The sequence below is a fragment of the Rhodovulum imhoffii genome (assembly GCF_003046545.1).
In the GTDB taxonomy this organism is placed as follows: domain Bacteria; phylum Pseudomonadota; class Alphaproteobacteria; order Rhodobacterales; family Rhodobacteraceae; genus Rhodovulum; species Rhodovulum imhoffii.
The window spans coordinates 101,355-127,213 of record NZ_QAAA01000004.1; the positions used below are offsets into that span (position 1 = coordinate 101,355).

28 protein-coding genes are annotated in these 25,859 nt (G+C 65.6%); 11 read left to right on the forward strand and 17 right to left on the reverse strand.

Features of this window, described 5'->3' with window-relative positions; genetic code table 11:
• Window positions 1-62: 62 nt before the first annotated feature.
• The 4 genes from C8N32_RS04825 to C8N32_RS04840 are packed head-to-tail and all read right to left on the reverse strand — an operon-like array spanning window position 63 to window position 2,947.
• Window positions 63-959 (reverse strand): OmpA family protein, encoded by an 897-nt coding sequence (locus C8N32_RS04825; protein ID WP_107891346.1) that lies wholly within the window; start codon window positions 957-959, stop codon window positions 63-65.
• Complete coding sequence (locus tag C8N32_RS04830) at window positions 956-1,519, reverse strand: peroxidase-related enzyme (RefSeq protein WP_107891347.1); 564 nt, start codon at window positions 1,517-1,519, stop codon at window positions 956-958. The genes C8N32_RS04825 and C8N32_RS04830 overlap by 4 nt, the downstream gene beginning before the upstream one ends.
• Window positions 1,494-2,222, reverse strand: a complete 729-nt coding sequence (locus C8N32_RS04835; protein ID WP_107891348.1) for a GNAT family N-acetyltransferase — start codon at window positions 2,220-2,222, stop codon at window positions 1,494-1,496. The genes C8N32_RS04830 and C8N32_RS04835 overlap by 26 nt, the downstream gene beginning before the upstream one ends.
• Window positions 2,219-2,947, reverse strand: a complete 729-nt coding sequence (locus C8N32_RS04840) for a competence/damage-inducible protein A (protein ID WP_107891349.1) — start codon at window positions 2,945-2,947, stop codon at window positions 2,219-2,221. The genes C8N32_RS04835 and C8N32_RS04840 overlap by 4 nt, the downstream gene beginning before the upstream one ends.
• Before the next feature lie 47 nt (window positions 2,948-2,994).
• Here C8N32_RS04840 and sfsA point away from each other — a divergent pair, with 47 nt between their 5' ends.
• From sfsA to C8N32_RS04860, 4 genes are all read left to right on the forward strand, one after another.
• On the forward strand, window positions 2,995-3,711 hold the full coding sequence (gene sfsA / locus C8N32_RS04845; protein ID WP_107891350.1) for a DNA/RNA nuclease SfsA: 717 nt from the start codon (window positions 2,995-2,997) through the stop codon (window positions 3,709-3,711).
• Between the two features lie 52 nt (window positions 3,712-3,763).
• Window positions 3,764-4,588 carry a type I methionyl aminopeptidase gene (map, locus tag C8N32_RS04850; RefSeq protein ID WP_107891351.1) on the forward strand — a complete coding sequence of 275 codons (825 nt, stop codon included), beginning with the start codon at window positions 3,764-3,766 and terminating at the stop codon, window positions 4,586-4,588.
• The gene (locus tag C8N32_RS04855) at window positions 4,579-6,099 is read left to right on the forward strand and encodes an alpha/beta hydrolase (RefSeq protein ID WP_107891352.1); all 1,521 of its coding nucleotides are present in this window, start codon (window positions 4,579-4,581) and stop codon (window positions 6,097-6,099) included. The genes map and C8N32_RS04855 overlap by 10 nt, the downstream gene beginning before the upstream one ends.
• 61 nt (window positions 6,100-6,160) lie before the next feature.
• A complete protein-coding gene (locus C8N32_RS04860; protein WP_338110839.1) occupies window positions 6,161-7,183 on the forward strand; it encodes a TRAP transporter substrate-binding protein in 1,023 nt (340 codons plus the stop codon).
• Here the strand turns inward: C8N32_RS04860 and C8N32_RS04865 are convergent.
• Genes C8N32_RS04865 through C8N32_RS04875 form a run of 3 tightly spaced genes read right to left on the reverse strand, consistent with a single transcriptional unit; the run spans window position 7,180 to window position 9,913 of the window.
• Window positions 7,180-8,103: a DUF6635 family protein gene (locus C8N32_RS04865; RefSeq protein WP_242509603.1), complete on the reverse strand. Its 924-nt coding sequence runs from the start codon at window positions 8,101-8,103 to the stop codon at window positions 7,180-7,182. The genes C8N32_RS04860 and C8N32_RS04865 overlap by 4 nt on opposite strands.
• A 32-nt stretch (window positions 8,104-8,135) precedes the next feature.
• A complete protein-coding gene (gene rsmD / locus C8N32_RS04870) occupies window positions 8,136-8,708 on the reverse strand; it encodes a 16S rRNA (guanine(966)-N(2))-methyltransferase RsmD (protein ID WP_107891354.1) in 573 nt (190 codons plus the stop codon).
• Window positions 8,705-9,913 carry an NAD(P)/FAD-dependent oxidoreductase gene (locus tag C8N32_RS04875; protein ID WP_107891355.1) on the reverse strand — a complete coding sequence of 403 codons (1,209 nt, stop codon included), beginning with the start codon at window positions 9,911-9,913 and terminating at the stop codon, window positions 8,705-8,707. Before C8N32_RS04875 ends, rsmD begins: the two co-directional genes overlap by 4 nt.
• An 80-nt stretch (window positions 9,914-9,993) precedes the next feature.
• On the opposite strand from C8N32_RS04875, the gene C8N32_RS04880 reads away from it, so the two are divergent.
• Window positions 9,994-10,482: a peroxiredoxin gene (locus C8N32_RS04880; protein WP_107891356.1), complete on the forward strand. Its 489-nt coding sequence runs from the start codon at window positions 9,994-9,996 to the stop codon at window positions 10,480-10,482.
• Here C8N32_RS04880 and C8N32_RS04885 read toward each other — a convergent pair.
• The 4 genes from C8N32_RS04885 to C8N32_RS04900 are packed head-to-tail and all read right to left on the reverse strand — an operon-like array spanning window position 10,479 to window position 13,182.
• Window positions 10,479-10,766: a 4a-hydroxytetrahydrobiopterin dehydratase gene (locus C8N32_RS04885; RefSeq protein WP_107891357.1), complete on the reverse strand. Its 288-nt coding sequence runs from the start codon at window positions 10,764-10,766 to the stop codon at window positions 10,479-10,481. The two genes, C8N32_RS04880 and C8N32_RS04885, sit on opposite strands and share 4 nt — an antisense overlap.
• The gene (locus C8N32_RS04890; RefSeq protein ID WP_107891358.1) at window positions 10,763-11,938 is read right to left on the reverse strand and encodes a GNAT family N-acetyltransferase; all 1,176 of its coding nucleotides are present in this window, start codon (window positions 11,936-11,938) and stop codon (window positions 10,763-10,765) included. Before C8N32_RS04890 ends, C8N32_RS04885 begins: the two co-directional genes overlap by 4 nt.
• A gap of 45 nt (window positions 11,939-11,983) precedes the next feature.
• On the reverse strand, window positions 11,984-12,721 hold the full coding sequence (locus tag C8N32_RS04895; RefSeq protein ID WP_107891359.1) for a glycerophosphodiester phosphodiesterase family protein: 738 nt from the start codon (window positions 12,719-12,721) through the stop codon (window positions 11,984-11,986).
• The gene (locus C8N32_RS04900) at window positions 12,718-13,182 is read right to left on the reverse strand and encodes a RidA family protein (RefSeq protein WP_107891360.1); all 465 of its coding nucleotides are present in this window, start codon (window positions 13,180-13,182) and stop codon (window positions 12,718-12,720) included. Before C8N32_RS04900 ends, C8N32_RS04895 begins: the two co-directional genes overlap by 4 nt.
• A 247-nt stretch (window positions 13,183-13,429) precedes the next feature.
• Between C8N32_RS04900 and C8N32_RS04905 the strand changes: the two genes are divergently transcribed.
• Entirely contained in the window at window positions 13,430-14,173 is a 744-nt protein-coding gene (locus tag C8N32_RS04905) for an MlaA family lipoprotein (RefSeq protein WP_170106734.1), read from the forward strand.
• Window positions 14,163-14,756 carry an MlaC/ttg2D family ABC transporter substrate-binding protein gene (locus C8N32_RS04910; RefSeq protein ID WP_107891362.1) on the forward strand — a complete coding sequence of 198 codons (594 nt, stop codon included), beginning with the start codon at window positions 14,163-14,165 and terminating at the stop codon, window positions 14,754-14,756. Before C8N32_RS04905 ends, C8N32_RS04910 begins: the two co-directional genes overlap by 11 nt.
• Window positions 14,757-14,761: 5 nt before the next feature.
• Here C8N32_RS04910 and C8N32_RS04915 read toward each other — a convergent pair whose 3' ends face one another.
• Window positions 14,762-16,897, reverse strand: a complete 2,136-nt coding sequence (locus C8N32_RS04915; RefSeq protein WP_107891363.1) for a transglycosylase domain-containing protein — start codon at window positions 16,895-16,897, stop codon at window positions 14,762-14,764.
• A gap of 235 nt (window positions 16,898-17,132) precedes the next feature.
• On the opposite strand from C8N32_RS04915, the gene C8N32_RS04920 reads away from it, so the two are divergent.
• Window positions 17,133-17,471 (forward strand): P-II family nitrogen regulator, encoded by a 339-nt coding sequence (locus C8N32_RS04920; protein ID WP_107891448.1) that lies wholly within the window; start codon window positions 17,133-17,135, stop codon window positions 17,469-17,471.
• Between the two features lie 28 nt (window positions 17,472-17,499).
• Window positions 17,500-18,828, forward strand: a complete 1,329-nt coding sequence (locus tag C8N32_RS04925; RefSeq protein ID WP_107891364.1) for an ammonium transporter — start codon at window positions 17,500-17,502, stop codon at window positions 18,826-18,828.
• A 284-nt stretch (window positions 18,829-19,112) separates the two neighbouring features.
• Here the strand turns inward: C8N32_RS04925 and C8N32_RS04930 are convergent, their stop codons facing one another.
• Both C8N32_RS04930 and C8N32_RS04935 read right to left on the reverse strand, forming a co-directional pair.
• Window positions 19,113-19,760 carry a class II aldolase/adducin family protein gene (locus tag C8N32_RS04930; protein ID WP_107891365.1) on the reverse strand — a complete coding sequence of 216 codons (648 nt, stop codon included), beginning with the start codon at window positions 19,758-19,760 and terminating at the stop codon, window positions 19,113-19,115.
• A 67-nt stretch (window positions 19,761-19,827) separates the two neighbouring features.
• Window positions 19,828-20,286 (reverse strand): Lrp/AsnC family transcriptional regulator, encoded by a 459-nt coding sequence (locus C8N32_RS04935; RefSeq protein ID WP_107891366.1) that lies wholly within the window; start codon window positions 20,284-20,286, stop codon window positions 19,828-19,830.
• Between the two features lie 144 nt (window positions 20,287-20,430).
• On the opposite strand from C8N32_RS04935, the gene ald reads away from it, so the two are divergent.
• Entirely contained in the window at window positions 20,431-21,549 is a 1,119-nt protein-coding gene (ald, locus tag C8N32_RS04940; RefSeq protein WP_107891449.1) for an alanine dehydrogenase, read from the forward strand.
• A 3-nt stretch (window positions 21,550-21,552) separates the two neighbouring features.
• Here the strand turns inward: ald and mscL are convergent, their stop codons facing one another.
• Window positions 21,553-21,978: a large conductance mechanosensitive channel protein MscL gene (gene mscL, locus C8N32_RS04945; protein WP_107891367.1), complete on the reverse strand. Its 426-nt coding sequence runs from the start codon at window positions 21,976-21,978 to the stop codon at window positions 21,553-21,555.
• 113 nt (window positions 21,979-22,091) lie between these two features.
• Between mscL and C8N32_RS04950 the strand changes: the two genes are divergently transcribed.
• On the forward strand, window positions 22,092-22,793 hold the full coding sequence (locus C8N32_RS04950; RefSeq protein ID WP_107891368.1) for a glutathione S-transferase N-terminal domain-containing protein: 702 nt from the start codon (window positions 22,092-22,094) through the stop codon (window positions 22,791-22,793).
• On the opposite strand, the gene C8N32_RS04955 is transcribed toward C8N32_RS04950, so the two are convergent.
• Window positions 22,790-23,425 carry a phosphoribosyltransferase gene (locus C8N32_RS04955; protein WP_107891369.1) on the reverse strand — a complete coding sequence of 212 codons (636 nt, stop codon included), beginning with the start codon at window positions 23,423-23,425 and terminating at the stop codon, window positions 22,790-22,792. The genes C8N32_RS04950 and C8N32_RS04955 overlap by 4 nt on opposite strands.
• Entirely contained in the window at window positions 23,425-25,824 is a 2,400-nt protein-coding gene (pheT, locus tag C8N32_RS04960) for a phenylalanine--tRNA ligase subunit beta (protein WP_107891370.1), read from the reverse strand. The genes C8N32_RS04955 and pheT overlap by 1 nt, the downstream gene beginning before the upstream one ends.
• Window positions 25,825-25,859 lie beyond the last annotated feature (35 nt).

Here is a 25,859-nt window from a genome sequence, read left to right on the forward strand (position 1 = left end):
CATGGCCGCGCTTATCTGTTAAGCAGGGCGTAATCTACGAAGATGAAGCTTTTCGGTGCACTCTACTGGGTCGAGGTCATCACGACCTCGACCCTTCTGTTTCTGGAACGTCCGTCCTCGGTTTTGTTGCTGGCGACCGGGGCGAGGTAGCCGACGCCGTCGGCCTCGATCCGGGCGGCGGGCAGGTCAAAGCGGCTCAGCAGCCACGTCCGCACGGCCTGTGCCCGGGCCCGCGAAAGAGCGATGTTGCCTCGCAACCCGCCCACCGCATCGGTGTGCCCTACCAGCGCAATCCGCGCTTCGGGGTGGGCGATCATGTATTCGCCCAGTGCGCGCAGGCTGGCGAAATCCTCCCCTTCCAGCCCCGAGGCCCCGGTGACGAAGCGCACATCCTCCAGCACCGTGTGTCCGCTACGGTCAAGGCGGTCGGCCAGACTGCCCGAGGGGGCGAAGGTTTCCGTTTCCAGGGGGATGGCCTCGTTGTCCGCAGCAATGCGGGTCATGTGGATGAAGCCTCGCGTCGAGGCACGGCTGATCAGCAGGCTGACATAGTCCGGCTTTTCCGTGCCGCTGCGCCGGGCGGACAGAAACCGGAAATCGCCCAGATCCACGTGCATGTCGGGTTCGGGGGTCACATCCAGACCGTAGCGGAAATCGAACCCCCCGCAGGCATCGGTGTCGCATTCGAAAATGACCAGGTATTCCCCGGCGACAAGCTGGGACCGCAGGGCGGCCATGACCGGTTGTGTCGCCATCTGGCCCTGAACATGCCAGACCTTGCGCGTTACCGTGCCCTCGGCATGCAAGGTGGGCAGCTTGCCCGCTTGCCACGCCCCCACGGCGAGGGCATGGCTTGTCGCGGGGGATGTCGTGTCGACAACCGGTTCCGCCCCCGGCGGCAGGTTGAGGGAGAGAGCCAGCGCCGGCGCCGGCAGCACGGTCAGCAACGCGGTTTTCATCGTGCCTTGCCGTGGTATTCGGGGTTTGGTTCCATCCCCGTGGCGGAGGCGATACGGTTCGTCATGTTGAAGAACCCGGTAATGGCGGCAATGTCCCAGATGTCGCGGTCGGAAAACCCGGCGGCGCGCAGGACATCGCGGTGGTGGTCCTCGGTGCGATGGCTGTGCTCGGTCAGGTGGGCGGCGAAATCCAGCATCTTACGCTGGCGCGGCGTCAACGCCGCAGCGCGGTAATTCATCACCATCTGTTCGCCCAGGACCGGGTTGCCGGACAACTCCCGCACCGCTGCGCCGTGGGCCACCTGACAATACCAGCACCGGTTGATCGAGGAGACGACCACAGCGATCATCTCACGCTCCAGCTTGGTCAGCCCGCTTTCAGCCAGCATCAGGTCGTTATACATTGCGGTAAAGGCGTTCAGCTTCGAAACATCGAAGGCATAGGCCCGCAGCACATTGGGTATCAGCCCCAGTTTCTCCGCACATAGCGCAAAATAGGCGCGGGTGTCGTCGGGCAGGGGGGCGGGCGGCAGGTCAAGCCGGGTCGGGCTGTCTGTCATCGGGGTCTCCCAGGCTGCGGAAATGGTACTGTTCCACAGCCGCCAGCCCGAGGGAAGCGAACAGCGCCCGTGCCGGGGCGTTTTCTTTTTCGACCAGCACCGCGAAGGTCTTCGCGCCCGCCGCACGCGCCCAGAAGGCGGCGGCGCGCAGCATGTTCCGGGCCGCGCCGCCCATGCGCCGGTCCGGGGCGATATACAGCGCGTGACAAAACGCGGTTCCGCCTGCCACGGCGACGAAGGCCGCGCCGGCGGCGCGGTCGCGGTGGCGGCTCAGGACAGAGGTTTTCGGCTCCGTCACCCGCGCCATGATGGCCTGCCGCGCGGGGCCGATGCCCCCTTCCGCCCAGATCTCACGGGTTATGGCCAGCGGCTCCCATGTCGTGAAAGCGGTGACGAGAGGTGGGGGGGTGGTGGCAACGGTTCCGATCGGCGCCGCCAGGATCAGCGAGGGTTGACTGCACACATAACCCCGCGTTTCCAGCGTCTGGTCGAGTGCCCCGTCGCTCTCCCCCCGAATCAGGAAAAGCGGCCCTTGCGCCGCCATGGCCGCCTCCGCCCGTTTCACCGCCGCGATGTCGAACGGGCCGTCTGCGGTGGCGGCATTGGCCCGCCTGCCCGCGCCGGGCGCGGATCGCAACGTAAAGGGGCCGCAGCGCGTCCGGGGTGCGGGCCATGTGCGCTCCTGCGCGTGGAACAGGGTCATGTGCGCACTCCGAACAGGGCGCAAAGCTGCCCCATTGCAGCGTCAACCCTCCCTGAATCGCCTCCCCGGATGACGACATTCGTTCCGAATGCACCGTTTTGCTGAAAGGGATAGGAGCCGATCGACAGTTCGGGAAAACGCGCCGCAAGATCGCCCAGCGCGGTGGCCACGTCGCCTTCGGGGCGATCCACCCGCAGGGTCTGCGACAAGAGCGGCGCCCCCCCCGTTATCGCCGGCAGGACCGATGCGACCATCGCCTGAAAGACCGACGGCACCCCGGCCATCACGTGAACGTTGCCCAGGGTGAAGCCGGGCGCGGCGGAGATCGGGTTGTCGATCAGGGTTGCACCCTCCGGGATGCGGGCCATGCGCAGGCGCGCTTCGTTCAGCGTCCGCCCCGTGCGGGCGCAGTGATCCGCCATCAGGGCGCGGGCATCCTCACGCACGTCGATGGGCAGGGCGAAAGCCGCCGCCACCGCATCGGCGGTAATGTCGTCATGGGTGGGGCCGATCCCGCCGGAGGTGAACACCGTGTCGTGCCCGTCCCGTAAAGCGTTCAGCGCCGTGACGATGCGGTCGTGGATATCGGGCACGATCCGCACTTCGGCCAGCCGGATACCGTGCTTTGTAAGTTCCCCGGCGAGGAAATGCATGTTGGCGTCGCGCGTGCGTCCGGAGAGGATTTCATCCCCGATCACCAGCATGGCGGCGGTTGGATTGGCCATGTCGCACCTCCTTGTGAACCCGATGGGAAGGGTATAGGGGGCGGGGCATGCGCTTTCCAACCCCTCTTGTGCCTGCGCGCCTGATCCGGCGTTACAATCGATTTCTGGCGGACGCGGCGCTGGAGGACGGCACCGTGGTGACCGCCCACTGTCCCAACCCCGGTGCGATGCTGGGGCTCAAGACGCCGGGCCTGCGCATCTGGCTGGAACCCAACGACGACCCGCACCGCAAGCTGCGTTATGGCTGGCGGTTGGCGGAACTGCCGGACGGCCACTGGGCGGGGGTGGATGCCAGCCTGCCCAACCGCGTGGTGGGTGAGGCCCTGCGCGCGGGCCGGGTGGGGCCTCTTGCGGCCTATTCCGGTATTCGGTCCGAGGTGAAATACCGGGCCCGCAGCCGGGTCGATTTCCTGCTCAGCGAACCGGGTCTGCCCGACGCTTATGTAGAAGTGAAGAACGTCCACCTGTGCCGTGACGGCGACTGGGCCGAGTTTCCCGACAGCGTTACCGCCCGCGGGGCGAAACACATGGCCGATCTGGCGGCAATGGCGCGCTCCGGGCACCGGGCGGTGGTTCTCTATCTCGTGCAGCGCACCGATTGCACCCGCTTCCGGCTTGCCGCGGATCTTGACCCCACCTATGCCCGTGCGGCCCGCGCCGCGCTGGAGGCAGGGGTCGAGGTCCTGTGTCATGCCGCCCGGATCACGTCTCAGGAAGTCACGCTCGCGCAGCCGCTGAACGTGAACCTTTCGCCACCGGCATAGGGGTTGCTCTGGTCTTTCCGGGACAAGGGGCCTATCTGTGACGCAAAGACAAATGGAGAGCGCATTGGACGATCGTACGCGCGTCCGCCGGACGAAGGACAATATCATCCTCTACACCCCCGAAGATTTCGCGGGGATGCACAAGGCCGGGAAACTGGCCGCGGAGATTCTCGACGCGATGGCGCCCCTGATATTTCCGGGCCAGACGACAGGGGAACTGGACCGCGTCATCACCCGGATGGTCGAAGACGCGGGCGCGGTTTCGGCCACGATCGGCTACAAGGGCTATCAGCATGCCAGCTGTATCAGCGTGAATCATGTGGTGTGCCATGGCATTCCCGGTTCGAAGACGCTCAAGGACGGCGATATCCTGAATATCGATGTGACCGTAATCGTCGATGGCTGGTACGGGGACACTTCACGCATGTATGTGGCCGGGAAGCTCAGCCGCAAGGCGGAGCGGCTGATCGAGGTGACCCACGATTCCCTGATGAAGGGGATCGCGGCCGTCCGCCCCGGCAACACCTTCGGCGATATCGGCCATGCCATCCAGTCCTTCGTGGAACCCCACCGGATGAGTGTCGTGCGCGATTTCTGCGGTCACGGGCTGGGACGGGTGTTCCACGCGCCGCCGAACGTTCTGCATTATGGCCGTCCGGGCACCGGCCCGGTTCTGGAGGAAGGCATGTTCTTCACCATTGAGCCGATGGTCAATCTCGGCCGGCCGGAAACCAAGATCCTGTCCGATGACTGGACGGCAGTGACCCGCGACAAATCCCTTTCGGCACAGTTCGAACACTCGATCGGCGTGACCGCCGACGGATGTGAGATTTTCACACTCTCACCCGCCGGGAAGTTCCACCCCACATGGGGCTGAGCCGCCTGACGCCCGCGCAATGGCTGGTTGCCATTCTCGCGGTGGTGGCCATCGTGCTTTCCGTCTGGAGGCTTGAGGCCGACCGCGCCGGGCTGGTGATCGGGCCTCTGCCCGGCCCCACCCCCGCCACGGTCTATCGTCCCGCAAACGGTGTTCCCGCGCCGGTGGTCATCATTTCCCACGGCTTTGCAGGGTCGCGGCAGTTGATGGAGAGCTTTTCCCTGACGCTGGCGCGGGCGGGATACGCGGCGGTGGCCTTCGATTACGAGGGCCATGGCCGGAACCGGATGCCGATGTCGGGCGACCTGGACCGGATCGAGGGCACGACGCAGTTGCTCAAGGCCGAAACCCGCAGGGTGACGGACGCGGCGCTGGCCCAGCCCTGGGCGGAGGGGCGGGTGGCGATTCTGGGGCATTCCATGGCTTCCGATATCGTGATCCGTCAGGCGCTGGCCGATCCGCGGATCGAGGCCACGGTGGCCGTGTCGATGTTCAGCGAAGCCGTCACCCCCGACAGCCCCCGCAACCTGCTGATCGTGGCGGGCGCATGGGAAAGCTTTCTCGCGCGGGAGGCCCTGCGGGTTCTTCGGCTTTCCGACCCCGAAGCCGATATGGGGCAGACGATCGGTGACCCCGCCCAGGGCACCGGGCGGCGTGCGGTTCTGGCCCCGAACGTGGAGCATGTCGGCGTGCTCTACGCCCCCACGACGATGCGGGAAACCCGCGCCTGGCTTGACGCCGCCTTCGGGCGCGAAAGCGCCGGGCCTGTCGCGGATCGCGGCGGTTGGATCGCTCTGCTGCTGGTGGGGATCGTTGCGCTGGCCTGGCCGCTGGCCCGGCTGGGCGGCAAGTCCCGCGCGGCGCGCCCCGCGACCTTGTCTCGCGGACGGTTCCTGTGCGTGGCGCTGGTCCCCGCCGTGGCGGTGCCGCTGATGCTCTGGCCGTTTGACACACGGTTCCTGCCGGTTCTGGTGGCGGATTATCTTGCGCTGCATTTTGCCCTTTATGGTGCGCTGGCGCTGGGCCTTCTGGTCTGGTGGGGGGAGGTTCGCCGACCCGGCCGCGACGAGGCGTTGCGGATTCTCGGGCTTGCGGGGCTGGTGGCGTTTTTCGGTATCGGCGTGTTCGGCATGGCGATGGACCGCTATGTCAGTTCCTTCTTTCCCACGCCCGAGCGACTGGTTCTCATCGCGGCGATGGCGGCCGGTGCCGTGCCGTTCATGCTGTCGGATTCGCTGATGGTGGAGGGGGGGCGCGCACCGCTGTGGCGCGGCGTGCTGGCGCGGGGGGCGTTTCTGGGCTCTCTCGGGCTGGCGGTGGCGCTGGATTTCGAGCGGCTGTTTTTCCTGCTCATCATCTTGCCGGTGGTTTTGGTGTTCTTCCTGCTGTTCGGCACGGTCGGGGGCTGGGTCGGCCGGGCCAGCGGGCGGCCTGCCGCGGTGGGGCTTGGGCTTGGGCTTTTCCTGGCCTGGGCCCTTGGGGTGACTTTTCCGCTTTTCCAGGCGACTTGAGGTTTGCCGCCACCGCGCCGCTGCGCTAAGTGCGAAGAGGACCATCGCAAAGGAGATGACCATGCTTCGCCTTGCCCTTGGTGCGTTATTCGCGCTGACCGCCTCCGCGGCCGCCGCGCAGGAGGTGACTCTGCGCTTTCAGCATTTCGTTTCGCCCCTGGCGCCGGCGGCAAAATATTTCATGCAGCCCTGGGCCGAAAAGGTCGAGGCCGAGTCCGGCGGGCGGCTGAAGATCGAACTGTATCCCCTGATGCAACTGGGCGGCAAACCTACCAGCCAGTATGACCTGATCCGGGACGGTGCGATCGATGGCGGCTGGGTCATCCCCGGTTATCAGCCCGGTCGTTTCCCCGAGGCCGAGGCGATGGAGTTGCCCTTCCTCACCCCAAAGCGCGCCGAGGAGGCAAGCCATGCGGCCTGGCTTTACACCCAACGCCACCTCCTGGATGACTTCGCCGATGTAAAGCTGATCGCGGTGCACATGCATGGCCCCGGCATCGTACATAAAAAGGGCCCAGCCCTGGAAACGGCGGACGATTTCGAGGGGCTGAAACTGCGCGGCCCTTCCCGCCCGGCGACGCTTCTTTTGAAGCGGCTGGGGGCTGTACCTGTCGGTATGCCGGTGCCCGCCTTTCCCGAGGCGCTGGCCAAGGGGGTTGTCGATGGGGGTGTCATCACCTGGGAAATGGCCCCGGCGCTGAAACTCGACGATCTTTCGGATAGTCACACAGATGTGGCAGGGGCGGAGTCCCTTTACAATCTCTATTTCATCTGGGCGATGAACCGGGCCAGATATGAAAGCCTGCCCGAAGATCTGCGTGCGGTGATTGACGCCAATTCCGGGCTGGAAACCTCGCTCATGGCCGGGCGGGCCTATGATCGGGGCGATACCGAGGGGCGCGCCGCGATGGGGGCCGCGGGAAACGCGCTTGCCACGCTGGATGCGGCACAGACCGCGCGTATCCGCGCGCTTGGGGATGAGGTCATCGCCGAGTGGGTGGAAGACATGACCGCCCGTGGTCTGGAAGGTTCGGCGCTGGTCGAAGATGCCCGCCGCGCCGTGGAAGCTGCCCGCGCCGACTAACCCAGCAACCGCATGGAAGCGATCCCGGCGTCTGACATGTCCAGGAGCCGGGCGAGGTAATGCTCCCGCGCGGCGAAGGCCCGCTTCCCATCGCCGGTGAAGGCATCTTCCATCGCGTCGATCAGGCGGTTCAGGCGTCTTTGATGCAGGCCGAGCGCGGTTTGCACGGGATCCGCCAGAACCCCGGCGAAGGCGGTAACAACCGCGCCCAGAATCACCAGCGCCGCCAGCGCCCCCCCGATCATCGGCGGAGAGGCCGCCGCCGGGAACAGCCCGTACCACATCGACCCGGCCAGCCCGCCAAGGGGAAACGCGGCAATCGCGGCCTGCTGGGCCAGCCCCGCCGCCACCCTGGGTGCGAGCGATACCATTCCCGGTGTGAAGCTGTGCAGCGCCAGCGCCCCCGTGCCCATGGTGCCCAGCGCGGTCGTCATCTCGGCCACGGCAGAGCGGGTTCCGGTGTAATCCGACAGGGCGCGGCGCAGGGGGCTGCCGGGCTGCTCGAACAAGGCGGCCAGCGCGGGTTCGGCGCGCAGGGCTTTGGCCAGCGCGTTGTGGTCATGACCGGGGGCCGGCAGGTCCAGAAGGCCGGTCAGGATGGCGTGTTCCGTCGCCTTTGTCACCTGCGTCGGCAGCAGGATACGGCGGGTGGACAGCCACGTGCCCAGCCGCCGTGCCCCCAGCCGCCGTGCCAGCGCCCCACCCAACCGGCAGGAGATCAGCACCGGCGACAGCGCGAGGTTGACGGGGGCCTTCGCCACATCCCACCCCAGCGCGTGGCGGTGCAGGCGCAGGCTGCCGCGCAGGCCGAAGGTTTCCTGCACGAAACCGGGCAGGCGTGCGCGGCAGGCGGCGAAATAGGCGTGGGCGGCGCGTTTCAGGGCTGCGTCTGTTTCAGGGGGCAGGTGGGGCATCGGCATCCTCGGTTTCCCTTCAGATGGGCGCCCGTGGTTCAGGGCGCAAGATCGCCTGCCCGCAAGATGGAAACGCGTGTGTCGCCGTAGCGGCGCTGATCCAGCAGGTTCAGCCCCGGCGAGGGCAGGATTTCGCCCCCTTCTTCCCAGACGATCAGGCCTCCGGCTGTCAGCCATCCGCCCGCCTGTGCTGCGGCCAGCGCCCGTTCCCCCAGCCCCTTTCCGTAAGGCGGGTCAAGGAAGACCAGATCGAACGGGGCGCCCCGCGCGTTGCCCAGGCGGGTGGCATCGCGGCGATGAAGCTTCGTCATACCCTCGGCCCGGCATCTGGAGATGTTCTCCCGGATCAGGGCGCGTCCCTTGGCACCGTCCTCGACGAACGTCACATGGGCCGCACCGCGGGACAGGGCCTCCAGCCCCAGTGCGCCGGTGCCGGCAAAGAGGTCCAGCACCCGCGCGTTCGCCACCGGATTGCCGTAGCCGCCGTTGAGCAGCAGGTTGAACAGGCTTTCCCGCACCCGGTCGGTGGTCGGGCGCAGATGTACGCCCGCATCCCCCGCCCCGACCGAGGCCAGCCGCAGGCCCCGGTGCCGTCCGGCGATGATTCTCACGGCAAGAGCGCCCTGAGGTCGCTGTCCGGGTCGGCCAGGCTTTCGGGTTTGGGGGAAATTTCGTTCTCGATCAGCCGCTTGCCGATCATGTAGGCGCGCGGATCGTTCATCGCGTCTACGGCCAGCAGGGTCTCCCCCTGAAAATACCAGTGGCTGAGGCTGCCGTCGCGTGCGCCGGGGCGCATGATGACGTGGTCATAGCCGCGGTTCAGCCCGGCGATTTGCAACTTGACGTCGTATTGGTCGGACCAGAACCAGGGCTGCGGCCGATAGGGCTTGTCGGCGCCCAGCATGTTTGCGGCGACCGCTTCGGCCTGGTCGATGGCGTTTTGTACGCTTTCCAGCCGCAGCCGCGTGCCACGACAGGGCTGCGCGGCGCAGTCGCCCGCAGCCCAGATGCCGGGCAGGCTGGTCTGGCCGAATTCGTCAACCACGATGCCGCCGTCACAGGCCAGCCCGGCGGTCTCGGCCAGGTCGGTGGCGGGAGCGATGCCGATTCCGGCAATGACGAAATCGACCTCCAGCGTCGTACCGTCGGTCAGGTCCGCGTGGCGCACGCGATCGTCGCCGGTCAGACGCACCAGAGCGGTGCTTTCCCGCAGGTCCACGCCGTGCCCCCGGTGCAGGGCCGCGAACCAGGCCGAGGTTTCCGGCGCGGCGACCCGTTGCAGGATACGGTCCGCCGCCTCGATGAGCGTGACATGAAGACCCTTGCTGGCGGCGACGGCGGCGGCTTCCAGGCCGATATAGCCGCCCCCCACGATCAACACCCGCGCACCTTTGCGAAATTCCGGGGCCATGGTGTCCACGTCCGCAAGGCTGCGCACGACATGGACGCCCGGCAGGTCGCCGCCAAGAGCGGCGGGAAGGCGGCGCGCCGGCGCGCCGGTGGTCAGGGCAAGCTGGTCATAGGACAGCACCTCTTCCCCCAGGGTGACGGTTTTCGCGGTCGGGTCGATTCCGTCCACGCGCTGGCCCAGTCGCAGGGCGATGGCGTTTTCGGCATAGAATTCCTCCGGTCGCAGGAACAGCCGCTCCAGTGGCAATTCACCCAGAAGGTATTTCTTGGACAGCGGCGGACGCTGATAGGGGGGCACGGGTTCCGCGCCGATCAGGGTGATGTCTCCGGGGAATTCCAGAGCGCGCAACCTGGCGGCCAGAGCCGCGCCAGCCTGCCCCGCGCCGGTGATGACGATATGGGCCATGGGAACTTTCGCTTTGTCAGATGCGTTTGAAACCCTATCTGCTGGGGGAAACCAATGGCAATGTGTAAGGAGACCGCGCCATGACGATTTCCATCGGAGACCGCCTGCCCGAAGCCAAGTTCACCCGCATGGGCGCCGACGGGCCCGAGCAGGTGACGCTGGAAAGCCTGACAAAAGGACGCAAGGTCGTGATTTTCGCGGTGCCCGGCGCGTTTACGCCAACCTGCCACTCGGCGCATGTCCCCAGCTTTATTCGGGCGTTGCCCGGCTTGCGTGATAAAGGTGTGGACGAGGTCGTCTGCATCGCGGTGAACGATCCGTTCGTGTTGCAGGCGTGGTCGGAGGCAACCGGGGCGGGGGCGGCGGGGATCGCCATGCTTTCCGATGCCGAGGGCACTTTTACCAAGGCCATCGGCATGGATTTCGAGGCCTTGCCCGTGGGGCTTGTCAGCCGTTCGAAACGCTATGCGCTGGTGGCCGAGGACGGCGTTGTGACGGTGCTGAACGAGGAGCCCAGCCCCGGTGAGTGCGAAATCTCCGCCGGTCAGACCCTTCTGGCCGCCCTTTAAGCCAGAGCATCCATCCGGCGGGCCAGCTCTGCGTCTTTCAGGGTCAGTCCGCCGGCATCATGGGTCGTCAGCGTGACATGGACGGTCCTGTAGACATTCGTCCATTCCGGGTGGTGATTCATTTTTTCGGCCGCCAGTGCCACCCGGACCATGAAGCCGAAAGCGGCGACGAAGTCTTCGAAAACGTAGCTGCGGGTCAGGGCGTCACGGTCTTGCGCAAGCGTCCAGCCCGAGCCCAGCAAGGGGCGCAGCAGGGCGTTGCGCTGGTTTTCCGTCAGGATCACGGCTGTTCCTCCGGGTGCGTTTTGCGGAATGGTCCGTAGGCGGTCAGCACCTCGATTTCGTCACCCACGGCGGTGCGCTCGGCCTCGACGAAACGGGTCACGGCAGCGCGCAAGCCCGGGTCGGCGATCCAGTGCAGGGAATGGGTTTGCACCGGCAGGTAGCCGCGGGCCAGCTTGTGCAGGCCCTGCGCCCCTGCCTCCACCGCCGACAACCCGTGGGCGATGGCGTAGTCGATAGCCTGATAATAACAGCATTCGAAATGCAGGCAGGGGTGGTCCTCCACCGTGCCCCAGTAGCGCCCGAAAAGCCGGGTCCGGCCGATGAAGTTCAGTGCCCCGGCGATGAGGGTGCCGTCCCGCTCGGCCAGCACCAGCATCATGTCGTTGCGCAAGGTGTCATGGGCGATTTCGAAGAAGGCCCGCGTCAGGTAGGGGCGGCCCCATTTGCGCGCGCCGGTGTCCTGGTAGAAGCGCCAGAAGGCGTCCCAGTGGCGGGGCTTGATGTCGTCGCCCGAAAGCTGACGGATCGTGCCGCCGAACCCCTGTGCCCTGGCGCGCTCACGGCGCAGGGTCTTGCGCTTGCGTGACGAGAGATTGGCGAGGAAAGCGTTGAAATCGGTGTAACCGGCATTGTGCCAGTGGAATTGTTGGCCGACCCGGTGCAGCAGCCCCATATGCGCGCCGGCTTCGGCCTCTTGCGCGGTGCAGTAGGTGACATGGAGTGAGGACAGCCCGTTCTCGGCGGCCAGTTGAACGGCGCCCTGTACCAGGGCCGCATGGGCCTGTGCCGCGCCCGGACGGGTCAGAAAGCGCCGCCCGGTTGCCGGGGTGAAGGGCACGGCGATTTGCAGCTTTGGGTAATAGCGTCCGCCCGCAGCTTCGTAACCCTGCGCCCAGCCGTGGTCGAAGATGTATTCCCCCTGGCTGTGGGTCTTGGCGTAAAGGGGCGCGACCCCGATCAGCCGCCCGCCCTGGCGCACTGCCAGGTGGTGGGGCGTCCACCCCGTACCCGGACCGACCGAGCCGCTTTCTTCCAGCGCGTGCAGAAAGCGGTGGGTGGTAAACGGGTCGTCGGGGCGTCGGGTGTCCGGGCCGGCGCAGGCATCCCAGTCCGCGGCGGGTATGGCGGAAATGGCGTCATGCACCTCGATCAAAATGGCTTCGGCATCCATGGGGTGCCCCTTTCGTGGGGAAAGGTGGGCCCGGGCAGGCGCGCGTCAAGGCAGGTAGCCTTCGAAGGTTACGTTATGGGCGACCCGCCGGGCGGTGGTTTCCTCAGCCCGGCTACGGACCGTCCAGCACAGCAAGGCCCCGCGATCGGCGAACTCCGCCACGCGCGGCAGGTCGGCCCAGCGGTGAGAGATAAAGCCTGCCCCCACCCGCGTGTAATCGGGGATGGCGCGCAGGCGGCGGCGGGTGGCAGCGGGCAGGCGGGGCCAGTGTTTGGCGGTGAAGGCGCAGGTTGTCAGGCCGCGGGGGATGTGGGGCGCGGCGTCGGCCAGCGCGGCGACCGCGTAAGGGTTGAAGGACATCACCGCGACTGCGCCCCGGTAGCCCACCAGCGCGCGGGCCACGGCGCGTTCCAGAGGACCCACGTTCGGCCCCATCGCGCCGTCCTGGTCCTTGACCTCGATCAGCAAGGGCACACGGCCCGCGATATCTTCCAGCACGCGCTCCAGCGTCGGAATGGGGCCGCCCGCGCGCAGCGACAGAGCCTCAAGCGCCTTTGCGGGGCGGGCCGCGATGGGGCCGCTTTCCCCGGTCAGACGCTTGAGGTCGTAGTCGTGAAACACCATTGCCGCCCCATCCAGAGAGGGCTGCACGTCGATCTCGATGCCATACCCCGCCGCAACCGCCGCGCGGATCGCGCCCAGGGAATTTTCCGGTAAGCCCGCGCCGTGCAGGGCGCGGTGGGCCAGAGGCGTGGTCCTGAACGCGGCGGGCAGGGCGGTCATCGGATCTCGAAGATCCCTTCGATCTCGACCGCGACGCCAAAGGGCAGCGCGGCCGCGCTGACGGCCGAGCGGGCGTGGCGGCCCGGATCGCCCAGCGCTTCGACCATGAAATCGGACGCGCCGTTGATGACCTTGGGCTGGTCGCCGAACTCGGGTGTGGAGTTGACGAAGCCGGTCAGCTTCACCACCCGGTGCAGGCGGTCCAGGTCGCCGCCGCAGGCGGCCTTGACCTGTGCAAGAAGGCTGATCGCACAAGCCCGCGCGGCGGCTGCACCGGCGGTCACGTCCATATCGGCGCCCAGCTTGCCGGTGATGAGTTGCCCGTTCGTCATCGAGACCTGTCCCGAGACATGGACGAGGTTGCCGGAAATCACGTAGGGCACGTAATTGGCCGCCGGGGCGGGGGCTTCGGGCAGGGTCACGCCCAGTGCCGAGAGGCGGGATTCGAGGGTGCCGGTCATCGGGGTCTCCTTGTCGTTGTCCGGGGTGACGTTAGCCGGGCCATCCCGGCAGGGAAACCGCAGAAATGCCTGCGAGTGTTGCGAATGTGTGAACCGAAAAGAAAACGCCCCGCGTTTCTTGCAAGGCTTTGCCCTTGCGGATGCGGTGGCAGGCTGTACGCTGGGCATGTGGGCGTGTCTTTTCGCGCCCGCATCATTCTGTATAGTACGCTCAACCACCGGTGTATCTTTATCAGGCGAGGAAAAATTGCCGTTTCTCCCCCAGACCGCCCGCCTTTCCGTCACGGCCGCGCTGCTGTTTCTGGCCGCCTGCGCAACCTCGGAACCGCCGGGCGCCATTGCCGACCCCTATGAGGCGCAGAACCGTGAGGTGCATGCCGCCAACCGGGCGATCGATCGTCAGATCGTCCGCCCGGTTTCGCAGGGATATGGACGTATCGTGCCCGGGGCGGTGCGGCAGGGGGTGTCCAATTTTTCCGATAACCTGTCCCTGCCCGGCACGGTGGTGAACAACCTGTTGCAGGCCCGCCCCGGCGAGGCGCTGCAAAACACCGGGCGGTTCCTGTTCAACAGCACCATCGGGATCGCGGGGGTTTTCGACCCCTCCAGCAGCATCGGCCTTTATGAGAAAAAGGCCGATTTTGGCGAAACCCTGCATGTCTGGGGCGTGGGGGCCGGAAATTACGTCGAACTGCCGCTCATGGGGCCTTCGACGGAGCGTGACGTCGTCGGCAAGGTCGTTGATGCGGTGCTCAACCCGATGAGTCTTGTGCTGACACCCGCGGCGCGCACCGCCGGGCGTGTGGCCTGGGTCGGGGAACAGATTGGTGAACGCTACACCTATTCCGACGCCGTGGATTCTGTTCTATATGAGAGTGCCGACAGTTATGCTCAGGCCCGCTCGCTCTATCTTCAGAATCGCCGTCATGAGTTGGGGGGGGGTGAAGCGCCGGATTATTTTGACCCGTATGAGGACCCTTATGAACAGTAATTTCAGCCGACGCGCGGTTCTGGCCGTCTTTGCCGGAGCGGCATTTTTTCGTCCTGCCTATGGGTTGAGCACAGGGCAGGCCAGCGACCTGGTCAATCGCCTTGTGGGGGAGATCAACACGGTGATCAACTCCGGCCGGTCCGAGCGCCAGATGTATGCCGAGTTCGAGCGTATCTTTACCCGCTACGCGGATGTGCCCATCATTGCCCGCAGCGCGCTGGGCGTCGCCGCCCGCTCAGCCAGCCAGGCGCAGATGAATGCGTTCACCACCGCGTTCCGTGGCTATATCTCGCGCAAGTATGGGCGTGAGTTCCGCCGTTTTATCGGCGGGGAACTGCGCGTGGAACAGGCGCGTCCGGTCAAAAGCTTTTACGAAGTCAAGTCCACCGCCTACCTGCGTGGCGAAGCGCCGATCGACGTGATCTTCCTTGTCTCCGACCGCAGCGGCAAGAACCTGTTTTTCAATCTTTATATTGAGGGCGTGAACATCCTTGCCACCGAACGCACAGAGATAGGGGCGATGCTGGACCGCCGTGGCGGTAACCTTGACGCGTTGATTCGCGATCTCAAGACGGCAGGCTGACCGGCCTATCTGCCCAGCAGGTTCCGCAACACCTGGTTCAGGATGTTTTCTGCTTCGTGATCGCGCGACCGCTGTCGCGGGACGGGGTCGCGCGCAGGGGCGCGGGGCGGTTCGGGCACCAGCATCGGCAATGGATGGGCGGGCAGCCCCCTGTGGACACGGATCATGGTTTCGCGCCAGATTTCGGCGGGAAGGCTGCTGCCGGTAACTCCGCTCAGGGGTGTGTTGTCATCGTAGCCCATCCAGACCCCGGCCACGTAATCGGCGGTGAAACCGATAAACCACGCATCTCGTGCGGCCGATGTCGTTCCGGTTTTTCCGGCGGCCTGCCGGCCCTCCAGCTTGGCGCGGCGGCCGGTGCCGTCCTCGATGACCCTGTACATCATGTAGGTCAGGCTGCGCGCTGCGCGCTCGGAGATCACACGCTCTCCCATTCCGCCGGACTGTCCCATCAGGGGGGTCCCGTCACCTTTCAGGCGCAGGTCCACCAGCCCGTAGGGCGCGACCGAGCTGCCGCCATTCAGAACTCCCGCATAGGCCCCTGTCATCTCCAGCAGGGTGGATTCTGACGCGCCCAATGCCATTGCCGGCCCGGCAGCCAGATCGCTTTCGATACCGAAATCGGCGGCGATCTTGCGCACGTTCTCCAGCCCGACGGAATCGGCCACGCGTACCGTCGGAACGTTCAGAGAGTGGCGCAGGGCGTCGGTCAGCGTGACGCGTCCGCGAAATTGTCGGTCATAGTTGCGGGGCGAATACGGGCCGGAGCCGGGCACGTTGAAGGTGACGGGTTCATCCACCACCGTGGCATCGGGCGTGAAGCCCAGATCCAGGGCCGCCGCGTAGACGAAGGGTTTGAAGGAAGACCCGGTCTGGCGCAGCGCCATGGTGGCACGGTTGAAGGCCCCCTCGGTTTTCGTCTTGCGCCCGCCAACCATGGCGCGCACCGCGCCGTCGGCGGACATCACCACGATTGCCGCCTGCGCTTTTGACCCTTCTTTAACTCTGGTTTCAAAGATATGTTTCAGCGCCTCTTCCGCACTGCGCTGGAGCGCGGGGTCGAATGTCGTGCGCAGGACGACATCTTCGGTGGTGTCACGGGTCAGAAAATCCGGCCCCATCCCCATGACCCAGTCTGCGAAATATCCCCCCGCGCGCGCCTCGGCGGCTTCGGACAGTTCGGCGGGGGTGGCGCGGGCGGTCTCAAGCTCGGCTTGGGTCAGGTAGCCCTGGTCCTCCATCAGGCCGAGAATCAGGTTGGCCCGATCGCGGGAGCGTTGCAGGTTGTTCGTCGGCGCGTAGGTGGTGGGGGCTTTCAAAAGCCCGGCCAGCATCGCGGCTTCGGCGGCATCGACCTGGTTGGCGGACTTGCCGAAGTAACGCTGGGCGGCGGCCTCGAACCCGCGTGCGCCGGCGCCCAGATAGGCGCGGTTGAGGTAGATCGTCAGGATCTCGTTCTTGGAATATTTCACCTCCATCGCCATGGCATAGACGGCCTCTTTCGCCTTGCGCCACAGCGTGGTGCGGCGGCAGTCGGCTTCATATTCGGCTTCGTTTTTCCATTTATCCGGGTCATAGAGCACGCCAAGGCACAGAAGTTTCGCCGTCTGCTGGGTGATGGTCGACCCCCCGTGCCCGGAAAGCGGCCCGCGCCCCTCCGACAGGTTGATGCTAATCGCACTGGCGATGCCGCGCGGGCTGAGCCCGAAATGGCGGTAGAAGCGCTTGTCCTCGGTCGCGATGACCGCATGCTTGAGCACTGGCGCCACGGTGTCGGCGGTGATCTGCCCGCCGAACTGTTCGCCCCGCCAGGCGAAGACCTCTCCGTTCCGGTCCAGCATGGTGACCGATCCACGCGTGCGCCCGTCCAACTGGGCAGAGATCGGCGGTAAGGTGGTGGACATGTAGGCCACCGAAAGCCCCAGGATCAGTGCCACCGCCAACCCGGCGCGCAGGGTCACCCCCCATACCAGGCGCCAGGCCCAGCCGAAAAGCCGCCGCACCACCCCCCGGCGCGGTTTCGCGGCGCGGCGCGGGGTACGTGTGCGCCTGGCGGGTTTGGCGGGTTTGGCCGGCTTGCGGCGTTTCTTTGGTCGCCGGTCAGCCACGAGGGGCGGTTTGCGTCTGCCGGTGCTGCTCATGCTGGGCGCCTCTAATTTTTGGGACACCATAGCGCGCCTTTCGCGGATTGTGGAGCACCCAGCGCGGTTTCAGATCCGCCTAAATTTTAGTCACCTGTCGCGTATTGTGCAAAAGATGTGCAACATTGCCGCGCTGCAGCACACCGGCAGGCGCCTGTTTCTTGAGCGTTCCCCAATTCGGCCCCCCAATCGGGGGTATCCCGCAGGGCAGCCTGCCAACCGGAAGGGGCAAGACGTGAAACTGATCATTGCAGCAATCAAGCCATTCAAGCTGGAGGAGGTCCGGGAATCCCTGACTGCCATCGGTGTGCGCGGCATGATGGTGACCGAGATCAAAGGCTTTGGTTCTCAGTCCGGTCACACCGAAATTTATCGCGGTGCGGAATATGCCGTGAACTTCGTTCCCAAGGTCAAACTGGAAATCGTGGTGCCGTCGGCAATGGCCGACCAGGTGCTTGAGACCATCGCCCGTACCGCCAAGACCGACAAGATCGGCGATGGGAAAATCTTCGTGCTCGACGTCAACCAGGCGGTGCGGGTGCGCACCGGCGAAACCGGCGAAGACGCCGTGTAAGCAGCACCCCAGGAAAGGATCAAGACAGATGAAACCGATGAAATTCCTCCCCCTCGCCGTGCTGGCGCTGGCCCCGCAGCTGGCGCTGGCGCAGGAGGCCGCGCCGTCCGCCGTGCCGGGCGAACAGACGGCTTATATCTTTACAACGTTCTTGTTTCTCGTCGGCGGCTTTCTGGTGTTCTGGATGGCTGCGGGTTTTGCCATGCTGGAGGCCGGGCTGGTCCGGTCCAAGAACGTGGCGACGCAACTGACCAAGAACATCAGTCTCTTCTCCATCGCGGTCATCATGTATTATCTCATGGGGTATGCAATCATGTACCCCGATGATGACGGCTGGATGATCAAGGGGCTTTTGGGGTCGTTTGGTGTGACCTCTCTGGAGCCTGTGGGCCTTGCGCCAGAAGCGGCGGACCTGGGGTACGCCTCGGCGGGGTCGGACTTCTTCTTCCAGATCATGTTCTGCGCCACGGCGGCCTCGGTTGTCTCCGGAACACTGGCAGAGCGTATCAAGCTCTGGCCGTTCCTCGCCTTTGTGGTCGTGCTGACCGGGCTGATCTACCCGATCCAGGCCAGTTGGGTCTGGGGGGGCGGCTGGTTGTCTGAAATGGGCTTCTCCGATTTCGCGGGGTCCACGCTGGTGCATGCGGTGGGCGGCTTCGCGGCGCTGGCCGGCGCTATCGTCCTGGGACCGCGGATCGGCAAGTACGGCAAGAACGGGTCGGTACAGCCGTTTCCGGGCTCCAACCTTGCGCTGGCCACGCTGGGCACCTTCTGCCTGTGGCTGGGCTGGTTCGGGTTCAATGGCGGGTCCCAGCTTGCCATGGGAACGGTCAGCGATGTAACCGATGTCAGCCGGATCTTTGCCAACACCAACGCAGCCGCGGCCGCGGGTGCGGTGGCCGCGCTGGTTCTCACGCAGCTGCGATATGGCAAGGTCGATCTGACAATGGTGCTTAACGGTGCGCTGGCCGGGCTGGTCGCCATCACGGCAGAGCCGCTCTATCCCAGCCTGACCGAGGCGACCCTGATCGGGGCCATCGGCGGTGTGATCGTGGTGTTCACGGTGCCCCTGCTGGACAAGCTGAAGATCGACGATGTTGTCGGGGCCATCCCGGTGCATCTGGTTGCGGGGCTGTGGGGCACGTTTGTCGCGGCCTGGTCAAACCCGGATGTGACCTATGGCGTACAGCTCCTGGGCTTTGTCTCGATCGGAGCCTTCGTGTTTGTCCTCAGTTTCGTGGCCTTCACGGTTCTCAAGGCGACGATCGGCCTGCGTGTCAGCCCCGAGGAGGAGGCCAATGGCATCGATGTGGCGGAACTGGGCCTTGAGGCCTACCCGGAATTCGCCAAGGGCTGAAAAAGCCAGACCCTGATCCTGACCCGGGCGCTTGCGCCCGGGTTTTTGCCGTGCGTGCAAGGCGGGGCGCTTATCGTCACTCCGGAAGAAAGATGACTGGCCGTTCCTCGGGCGGGCCATGAAATCCCCTCCCCCGCAGGCAAGCCCGGCCCCGATATAGTCCCGACTGGCCGCGTCCCCGGCGGCGCGCCCGCGCGATCGGGCCCGCACTGTCCGGCGCGGTACGGGGTCTGGGCCGTATCGCCCGAACCCGCGAAAGGGTGTTCCCACGGGGTGGGGGCCGGTTACTGCGCCTGCCCATAGCCGGCGGAAAACTGCGCGACGGCCTCGGCCATCTGGGCGCGGGTCAGAACCGGCGGGGTCCCCAAAAGCAGCGCGCCGTGATACTGGCGGGCAAGCGCCTCGACCTCCACCGCCAGCCACATCGCCTTTTCGAGGCTGGCTTCCGTGGCGAGCATTCCGTGGTGGGCCATCAGGCAGGCCTTGCGCCCTTTCAGCGCCTCAAGAACCGCGTCGGAAAGGGCCTGTGTTCCGAAAGTGGCATAAGGTGCGCAGCGAATGCTATCGCCCCCCGCGGCGGCGACCATGTAATGCACCGCCGGGATGTGCCGGTGTTGGATGGCCAGCGTCGTGCAATAGGGGGCATGCGCGTGGACCACCGCGTTCAGCTCCGGGCGGGCGCGCAGGATATCCCGGTGAAAGCGCCACTCGCTGGAGGGCTTGCGCGACCCGTGGGGCGTGCCGTCCATGCCAAGGAACACGATGTCTTCGGGGACCAGCGCTTCGTAGGGGATGGAGCTGGGCGTGATCAGCAGTCCCTCTGCGTGGCGAAGGCTGATATTACCCGAACTGCCCTGGTTCAGCCCAAGCCGGTTCATGTCCAGGCAGGCGCGGATGATCGCCTGCCGCCTGTCCTGTTCCGAAACTGTCATCTGCGGTCCTTTCGGGGTGGGTTTGGGCCGCCTTGCGCGGCGGCGCAAGGGTGCGCGCTGTCGCGCCCTAGACCGGCAGTGCCGTGGTCTTGAACACCGTGCGCAGCGCAAAGGAGGATTGCATCTGCGCCACGCCCGGCAACCGGGTCAGGTATTGCCGGTGAATGCGGGCGAAATCTTCGCTGTCTTCGGCGACGATTTTCAGCAGGTAATCGGCGCTGCCGGCCATCAGGTGGCATTCCAGCACGTCGGGGATCCGGGCGACGGCCTTTTCGAAGGATTCAAGCGTTTCGTCGGCCTGTCCACGCAGGGTGATCTCCACGAACACGGTTGTCGGGCGGCCCAGCTTGCGTGGGTCCAGCAGCGCAACGTAATCGCGGATAAACCCTGCCTTCTCCAGCCTCTGTACACGCCGGTGACAGGCCGAAGGGGAGAGGTTCACACGCTCTGACAAGTCGGCGTTGGAAATCCGCCCTTGTCTTTGCAAGACTTTCAGAAGACGGCGGTCCGTCGCGTCCAGATCCATGAAGTTGCACAATCCTTCGAAAATTTCAGGGAATGGTGCGAAGATCTTTTGGGATGTCAAAGCTGAAAATAACGATTTCAAAAAAACTTCGCGCTGAAAACCGGCAAGCTGTTATTGTAAATGCATCGGATTTGGGAAAAAACCATGCGTATTGGATGCCCGAAAGAGATCAAGCCGCAAGAATTTCGTGTCGGCATGACACCCTACGCGGTGCGGGAGGCCATCGTCCATGGCCACGAGCTGTTGATCGAGGCCGGTGCGGGGGAAGGCGCGGGGTTTCTCGATGCCGATTACATCGCCGCAGGCGCTGCGATTGCCGAAACCGCAGAGCAGGTCTTTGCCCGCGCCGAGATGATCGTGAAAGTCAAGGAACCGCTGGCCGTGGAACGCGCCCGTCTGCGCGAGGGGCAGGTTCTGTTCACATACTTGCATCTTGCCCCGGACCCGGCCCAGACGCAGGACCTTCTGGACAGTGGGGTCACCGCGATCGCCTATGAGACCGTGACCGGCGCCCATGGCGGGTTGCCGTTGCTGGCCCCGATGTCAGAGGTCGCCGGGCGGCTGGCCCCGCAGATGGGGGCTTGGGCGCTGCAAAAGGCCAATGGCGGGCGCGGGGTGCTGTTGGGAGGGGTGCCCGGAGTTCCCCCCGCGAAAGTCCTGGTGGTCGGTGGCGGGGTGGTGGGCACCCAGGCGGCGCGCATTGCCGTGGGCATGGGGGCCGAGGTTTCGGTGCTGGATCTGTCCCTGCGCCGGCTGCGCTACCTCGATGAGACATTCGGCGGGCGGATTCGTACACTTTATTCTTCGCGCGGCGCCCTCGAAGAGATGCTGGCGGTTGCGGACATGGTCGTGGGGGCGGTTCTGATTCCCGGCGCGGCGGCCCCCAAGCTGGTGCGCCGGGAGGATCTGACCCGCATGAAGTCCGGTGCGGTTCTGGTCGATGTCGCCATCGACCAGGGCGGGTGTTTTGAAACGTCACGCCCCACCACCCACGAGGCTCCGGTGTTCGAGGTCGACGGCATTTTGCATTACTGTGTGGCGAACATGCCCGGTGCGGTCGCGCGCAGCGCAACCGTGGCGCTGGGCAATGCCACGATGCCATTCCTTCTGGCGCTGGCGGACAAGGGCTGGCGGCAGGCCTGTGCAGAGGATCCGCATCTGCTGGCGGGGCTCAACACTCACGCAGGGAAGCTGACCTATGCTGCGGTGGGCAAGGCGCAGGAGAAAGACGTGCTGTCCCCTGCGCTCGCACTCAAGATATAGATCCTATGCGCGCTTCAAAAGATCGCGGATTTCGGTCAGCAGGTCTTCCTGAGTCGGGCCGGCGGGGGTGTCTTCGGCCGCGCCGCCTTTCGAGGCCATATCCTTGATCTTGTTGACATAGCGCACCAGCAGGAACACGACGAAAGCGACGATCAGGAAGTTGATCACCGCGTTCAGGAACGCCCCGTAGGCGAAGACCGCCGCGCCCGCGTCCCGCGCCGCCGCAAGGGAGGGGTAATTCCCCGCACCGCTGAGCACGATGAACTGGTTGGAAAAATCCACCCCGCCCGTAAGCAGCCCGATGATCGGGTTGATCAGGTCATCGACAACCGAAGTCACGATGGCCGTGAATGCAGCCCCGATAATGATGCCGACAGCCATGTCCATGGCATTGCCCTTGGCAATGAACGCCCTGAATTCCTTGAACATTATTCACATGTCTCCTTCGCGCGATTGGCGATCAGTTTAACACGGTCTTTTCCGGGGCGGTTGCATTTTCTCAGGCCGGGGCGCAAAAACACCCTGCACAGGAAAGGAACGCCATGACCGCACTTGACATGTTTCCGATTACCCGTCGCTGGCCCCCGCGCGATACGCGGGCGATCCAGCTATATTCCTACCCCACGCCGAACGGGGTGAAAGCCTCGATCATGCTGGAAGAAACCGGCCTGCCCTATGAGGCGCACACCGTCGATATCGGGGCGGACGACCAGTTCACGCCGGAGTTCTTGTCACTCAACCCAAATAACAAGATTCCCGCGCTGATCGACCCGAACGGACCGGACGGTGCGCCGCTGCCGCTGTTCGAAAGCGGTGCGATCCTGATTTACCTTGCCGAGAAGACCGGCCATTTTCTGCCGACCGCCCCCCGCGCCCGTTCCGAGGTGCTGCAATGGCTGATGTTCCAGATCGGGGGCGTCGGCCCGATGTTCGGGCAGATGGGTTTTTTTGTGGCATTTGGTGGCAAGGATGTACCCGACCCGACCGCGCGCATCCGCTACGTGGCGGAATCGACCCGGCTGCTCAGGGTGCTCGAGGCCCGGCTTGAAGGACGGGAATGGATTTGCGGGGATTATTCCATCGCCGATATCGCCATTGCGCCGTGGCTGCGGACCCTTCTGGGCCCCTACGATGCGGCCGACCTGGTCGGGTGGCACGGCTTTGCCAACCTGCCGGGGTATCTGGAGCGGTTCCTTGCCCGCCCGGCGGTCCGGCGCGGGTTGCTCCAGCCGCCGAAGGATTAACCCCCCGGCACCATAAGCGTACGGACCTCCCGGTCGCTTATCTGGGCAAAACAGGCGTAGTGCTGGCTGATGGCGTGGAAGGTGCGGGGGGCCTCCAGAAAGACCAGCCGGTCGACCCAGCCGCGCAACTGCCACAGCATTTCCTGCGGGGCGACAGGCACGGCCAGCCAGACCTCTACCGGCCCGCGCCGCCGAACCGCCTGAAGCACGGCGCGGATGCTTGCCCCTGTGGCGATACCGTCGTCGACCACGATTACCGTGCGACCCGACAGGTGCAGCGGCACGCGGTCCCCCAGGATGGCGGCCCGTTGACGGGCGATTTCAGCGCCCGCAGCCGCAACTGCCCTGGTGAAATACGCCTGCTCCAGCCCGGCTTCGGCCAGCAGGCCGGTGTTGAATACAACCTCGCGCGCGCCGCTCTCGACCACTGCGCCCGCAGCCAGCTCCGGTTGGCCCGGCATCGGCAGCTTGCGCACGAAGGCCAGGTCCAGCGGTGCGTTCAGTGCCCGCGCGATCGGCAGCGCCACGGGCACGCCGCCCCGAGCCAAAGCCAGAATCACCGGCGCATCCACAGGCTCTTTGGCCAGCTTTTCGGCCAGTTCCCGTCCCGCCCCGGTACGGTCGGTCAGCATCAGCCCCTCAATGTTCCACCGGTGGCCCTGGCCACCTTGGCGACGATCTTTTGTGCCACGGTTTCGATCTCCGCTTCCGTCAGGGTCTTTCCCGTCGGTTGCAGGCGTACGGTGATGGCCAGGGATTTACGGCCTTCGCCAAGGCTGCCGCCGATGAATTCGTCAAAGACGCGCACCTCGTCGATCAGGGTCTTGTCGGCTCCGGCGGCGGCGTTGACAACGTCGAGTGCCGCGACATTCGCGTCCAGAACAAAGGCGAAATCGCGTTCTACTGCCTGAAGGTCGCTGGCATTCAGCGCGGGGCGGGTGGCGGATTTGCGCCGCGGCAGGGGCGGCTCCTCAAGATAGATCGTGAAGGCCACGGCGGGGCCTTTCACATCCATCTGTTGCAGCACCTTTGGGTGCAGTTCCCCGAATACGGCCATGACCTTCTGAGGCCCGAGGCAGATACGTCCGGACCGTCCCGGATGCCACCAGGCCGGGGCATCCCGCAAGATCTGCGCCTTGGCCGGCGCGCCGATGGCGGATAACAGCGCCTCCGCATCCGCCTTGGCATCGAACAGGTCTACCGGACGGCGCGATCCGTGCGGGTCGCGCAGCGCGGAGGCCCCCACCAGAAGCCCGGCGGCCTGGACGTGCTGTTCGCCCGGTTCGGCACCCTCAAAGGCAGGCCCGACCTCGAACAACGCAAGGTCCATAAATCCGCGCGCCTGGTTGCGTGCAGCGGCTTGTACCAGACCTGGCAACAGGTCGGGGCGCAGGTGGCTCATTTCGCTGGAGATGGGGTTTTCCAGCCGCGTCGCATCGGACCCGCCGTCAAAAAGCGTCGCGCTGGCCGCGTCGATGAACGAATAGGTGACGCATTCGTTATATCCCAGCGCCGCAAAGGTGCGCCGGGCAGTGGCGGTCCGGCGTTGCAGCGGTGTCAGAATGCCGGTGGGCACGCGGGTGGTTGCGCGCGGCATCGGCTTTGCCTGAAGCTTTGTCAGCGAGGCCACGCGGGTGACCTCCTCGACAAGGTCGGCCTCGCCCAGGATGTCCGGGCGCCAGCTGGGCACATGGGCCATGTCCCCTTCCAGCCGGAAGCCCAGCGCGGTCAGCGTGGCGCGCTGATCTTCGGCGGGGATTTCCATGCCGACCAGGCGGGTGACCCGGTCGGTATCCAGCCGGTAGGCGCGCGCGGTGTCGGGGATCGCCCCGGCCACGACCGGCTTGGACGCCTCACCGCCGCACAGGTCCAGAATCATCCGCGTTGCGGCCTCGAACCCGTCCCCCGTCCAGGCCGGGTCGATCCCGCGTTCGAAACGGTAGCGCGCGTCGGAGTTGATCTTCAGCGCGCGGCCCGTCATCGCGGTGCGGACCGGGTCGAAACAGGCCGCTTCGAGGAAGACGTTGACGGTGTCGTCGGTGCAGCCGGTTTTCGCCCCCCCCATCACGCCGCCAAGGCTTTCGACGCCCGTATCGTCGGAAATGACGACCATTCCGGGATGCAGGGTATAGTCCTTGTCGTCGAGCGCGGTCAGCATCTCCCCGCCTGCGGCCGGGTGGACGCGCAGGTCGCCCCGCACCTTGTCGGCGTCGAAGACATGAAGCGGGCGGTTCATGTCGACGGTGAAGTAATTGGTGATGTCCACCAGCGCCGAAATCGGGCGCAGCCCGATGGCGCGCAGCCGGTCCTGCAACCACTGCGGAGAGGGGCCGTTCTTCACACCGCGGACGACGCGCCCGAAGAAAACGGGGCAGTCCTTTTGCTGTGTCTCGGGCGCGATGGTTACGCCGATGGAAGAGGGGAACGTGCCCGCCACGGGCGTGACCTGCACGGGTTTGAGCGTGCCCAGACCCCGCGCGGCCAGGTCCCGGGCGATACCGTGCACCCCCAGCGCGTCGGGACGGTTGGGGGTGATGGCGATTTCGATCACCGGGTCCACCCTGGCGGGGTCGTTTTCGGCCAGCCAGTCCACGAATCGCTGCCCGACCTTTCCGGAGGGCAGTTCGATAATGCCGTCATGCTCCTCGGAGAGCATCATCTCCCGCTCCGAACACATCATGCCGTGGCTTTCGATGCCCCGGATCTTGCCGACCTGAATGGTGGTATCGATGCCGGGGACGTAGGTGCCGGGCTGAGCGACGACCACGGTGATGCCTTCGCGCGCGTTGGGGGCGCCGCAGATGATCTGGGCCTCTCCCGCGGCGGTGGCCACCCGACACACGCGCAAGCGGTCGGCATCGGGGTGCTTTTCGGCCTTCAGCACCTTGCCGATGGTGAAGGCGCCCAGGGCCTGCGCGGGGTTTTCCACGCCTTCGACCTCCAGCCCCAGGTCGGTCAGGGCGTCGAGGATGTCGTCAAGGGGGGCCTGCGTGTCGAGGTGGTCTTTCAGCCAGGAGAGGGTGAATTTCATCGGATCGGCGCCTGTCTTGGAAAAGCGGTTGGGGT

Bases quoted from the DNA above. Each gene is read 5' to 3' on its own strand.
- C8N32_RS04890 (WP_107891358.1), bottom strand. From the start codon at position 11,938: ATGGATGCCGAAGCCATTTTGATCGAGGTGCATGACGCCATTTCCGCC.
- ald (WP_107891449.1), top strand. From the start codon at position 20,431: ATGCGTATTGGATGCCCGAAAGAGATCAAGCCGCAAGAATTTCGTGTC.
- C8N32_RS04855 (WP_107891352.1), top strand. From the start codon at position 4,579: ATGGGGCTGAGCCGCCTGACGCCCGCGCAATGGCTGGTTGCCATTCTC.
- C8N32_RS04825 (WP_107891346.1), bottom strand. From the start codon at position 959: ATGAAAACCGCGTTGCTGACCGTGCTGCCGGCGCCGGCGCTGGCTCTC.
- C8N32_RS04875 (WP_107891355.1), bottom strand. From the start codon at position 9,913: ATGGCCCATATCGTCATCACCGGCGCGGGGCAGGCTGGCGCGGCTCTG.
- C8N32_RS04910 (WP_107891362.1), top strand. From the start codon at position 14,163: ATGAACAGTAATTTCAGCCGACGCGCGGTTCTGGCCGTCTTTGCCGGA.
- C8N32_RS04860 (WP_338110839.1), top strand. From the start codon at position 6,161: ATGCTTCGCCTTGCCCTTGGTGCGTTATTCGCGCTGACCGCCTCCGCG.
- C8N32_RS04830 (WP_107891347.1), bottom strand. From the start codon at position 1,519: ATGACAGACAGCCCGACCCGGCTTGACCTGCCGCCCGCCCCCCTGCCC.
- C8N32_RS04895 (WP_107891359.1), bottom strand. From the start codon at position 12,721: ATGACCGCCCTGCCCGCCGCGTTCAGGACCACGCCTCTGGCCCACCGC.
- C8N32_RS04915 (WP_107891363.1), bottom strand. From the start codon at position 16,897: ATGAGCAGCACCGGCAGACGCAAACCGCCCCTCGTGGCTGACCGGCGA.
- map (WP_107891351.1), top strand. From the start codon at position 3,764: ATGGAGAGCGCATTGGACGATCGTACGCGCGTCCGCCGGACGAAGGAC.
- C8N32_RS04925 (WP_107891364.1), top strand. From the start codon at position 17,500: ATGAAACCGATGAAATTCCTCCCCCTCGCCGTGCTGGCGCTGGCCCCG.
- C8N32_RS04935 (WP_107891366.1), bottom strand. From the start codon at position 20,286: ATGGATCTGGACGCGACGGACCGCCGTCTTCTGAAAGTCTTGCAAAGA.
- C8N32_RS04840 (WP_107891349.1), bottom strand. From the start codon at position 2,947: ATGGCCAATCCAACCGCCGCCATGCTGGTGATCGGGGATGAAATCCTC.
- mscL (WP_107891367.1), bottom strand. From the start codon at position 21,978: ATGTTCAAGGAATTCAGGGCGTTCATTGCCAAGGGCAATGCCATGGAC.
- C8N32_RS04835 (WP_107891348.1), bottom strand. From the start codon at position 2,222: ATGACCCTGTTCCACGCGCAGGAGCGCACATGGCCCGCACCCCGGACG.
- C8N32_RS04900 (WP_107891360.1), bottom strand. From the start codon at position 13,182: ATGACCGGCACCCTCGAATCCCGCCTCTCGGCACTGGGCGTGACCCTG.
- C8N32_RS04865 (WP_242509603.1), bottom strand. From the start codon at position 8,103: ATGCCGATGCCCCACCTGCCCCCTGAAACAGACGCAGCCCTGAAACGC.
- C8N32_RS04955 (WP_107891369.1), bottom strand. From the start codon at position 23,425: ATGCTGACCGACCGTACCGGGGCGGGACGGGAACTGGCCGAAAAGCTG.
- sfsA (WP_107891350.1), top strand. From the start codon at position 2,995: ATGCGCTTTCCAACCCCTCTTGTGCCTGCGCGCCTGATCCGGCGTTAC.
- pheT (WP_107891370.1), bottom strand. From the start codon at position 25,824: ATGAAATTCACCCTCTCCTGGCTGAAAGACCACCTCGACACGCAGGCC.
- C8N32_RS04930 (WP_107891365.1), bottom strand. From the start codon at position 19,760: ATGACAGTTTCGGAACAGGACAGGCGGCAGGCGATCATCCGCGCCTGC.
- C8N32_RS04880 (WP_107891356.1), top strand. From the start codon at position 9,994: ATGACGATTTCCATCGGAGACCGCCTGCCCGAAGCCAAGTTCACCCGC.
- C8N32_RS04950 (WP_107891368.1), top strand. From the start codon at position 22,092: ATGACCGCACTTGACATGTTTCCGATTACCCGTCGCTGGCCCCCGCGC.